Origin of the sequence: Moorena sp. SIO4A1 (assembly GCF_010672065.1) — a bacterium.
Taxonomy (GTDB): Bacteria; Cyanobacteriota; Cyanobacteriia; order Cyanobacteriales; family Coleofasciculaceae; genus Moorena.
This window is the reverse complement of the sequence record NZ_JAAHHX010000687.1, coordinates 1-1,494: the sequence shown is the minus strand read 5'-3', so window position 1 is coordinate 1,494 and position 1,494 is coordinate 1. Positions and strand designations below refer to the sequence as shown.

Below are 1,494 nucleotides of genomic sequence, written 5' to 3'. Positions count from 1 at the left end.
GCTGACTGCCTGACACATCTTGGAAAATGGCAGTCATCAAGGGGTGCAGTGCTTCGAGCGAATACGAGTAAACCAGATTCGGTCGTAGTAATGCTGCTCAGCCTTCAAAGAAGCAAAGCTTGGTTGCGGGTCGCGGGGTAACTTGAACACAGGGGTTAACAATTGGCGTCCAATGTTCGTGAACCCCCTTGAGCCAGCGTAGACCTATTTTGAGATAACTGATGCCTCGCCGCCAATGGGGATTGACCTTTGGTCACGCTACGCGAACAACTTGTTGACGCAAGCGGTGCAAGTTGTACGGCCAGACAAAGAGTAGTGCTGTTTTGGAGAGCGAAAGCGGCCACTAAGTATAAGCGTTCGAGAGCTTCGGGGGAGTTAATCCGAGAATCTTCCAGTTCATTTGCTCCTGATTTGCTACCCTTGAAACAACTCTTCGACTCCTTACCGCTCTGCGTATTGCCACAAGGAAATCAAAGTAGGAGATTCATCAGTAATAACTGCCCAGGGTTCTTTGACACCTTTGACAGTAGCCAGTACCAAGTTACAATGATACAAACCATCTTCCCACAAGCCTACATTGTGATAGAATGCCGCTTCTCCTAAGGTCGGCCAAAGATAACTCAATTCAAGGGGATAGCGGCGGGGGCCATGGAGCAGTAAATCACGCTCGGAGCCGTAGGCAGTAATGCCAACCACTGGCTTGCAACCAACTCATCAGGTTATGATTGGCTTGCGCCTCGATCCGCTAACAGCATCACATCGGGGTGATACGTTACGAACCACCGGGCTTTCCGCAACAGTGGTTTGTACTCCCGGAACTTTACAGTGGCGCTGCTATGTTCTAGCACCCGCCAGAACAGAGGCACTGCTCGACCACAACAAATTACACATAAATGAATCATACAGTAGCGATTCCATAATACTGTGGTGTCTAAGGCTAAATAGAGACGATGATTTTGCCAGCCTCTCAAGGCTACCAGTACCAAAGGTACATAGAGCGCTTCTACCCTAATTCGGTTGTTGACAAGAAATCTACTCCAACGACGTTCCACACTCTGAGCTTTTTGGGCGCGGCATTGAACGTAAGGCTCCCAAGCGGGTAAGCTAAGCTGACCACTACAGATCAGGCCGCTAACCATCCAGGCTTCGACTTTGAGGTGACGCAAATCGCAGTAGTTACTATATTGACGCAGGAGGTCCAATAGTTGACTATAGAGACGGGTAGAGTTTGACATCAGAAAAGGCTGTTTTTGTAGTAACTCTAGCTTCTCATGCCACTCTACCCTTTTTGACTCAAAACCTTGTCCCCAGCACCAAGGGTGCTCCGGCAAACAGTTGAAGATCTCGATAGCCCTTGGATTGTCGGTAGCGATTCGGGCAAAGCCCGACGCTACGCGAACACCAACGAATCCTAGTCCGAGTGCGGGCATAAGCTGAGCTTTTAAAGATCCCGTTCTTGTAGGCTTTCGAGAACTTCTGTCAGGCAGTCAGGAT

2 protein-coding genes are annotated in these 1,494 nt (G+C 49.4%); both read right to left on the bottom strand.

The genetic code is table 11. The features are described from left to right. Nucleotides 1-441 precede the first annotated feature (441 nt). Nucleotides 442-696 carry a hypothetical protein gene (locus tag F6K53_RS41950; protein WP_293086371.1) on the bottom strand — a complete coding sequence of 85 codons (255 nt, stop codon included), beginning with the start codon at nt 694-696 and terminating at the stop codon, nt 442-444. Between the two features lie 23 nt (nt 697-719). Further along, complete coding sequence (locus F6K53_RS41945) at nt 720-1,430, bottom strand: hypothetical protein (RefSeq protein WP_293017324.1); 711 nt, start codon at nt 1,428-1,430, stop codon at nt 720-722. Between the last annotated feature and the right edge of the window lie 64 nt (nt 1,431-1,494).

What these genes read in the sequence shown, in the direction of transcription:
- F6K53_RS41945 (WP_293017324.1), bottom strand. Translation starts at nt 1,430, where the DNA reads ATGCCCGCACTCGGACTAGGATTCGTTGGTGTTCGCGTAGCGTCGGGC.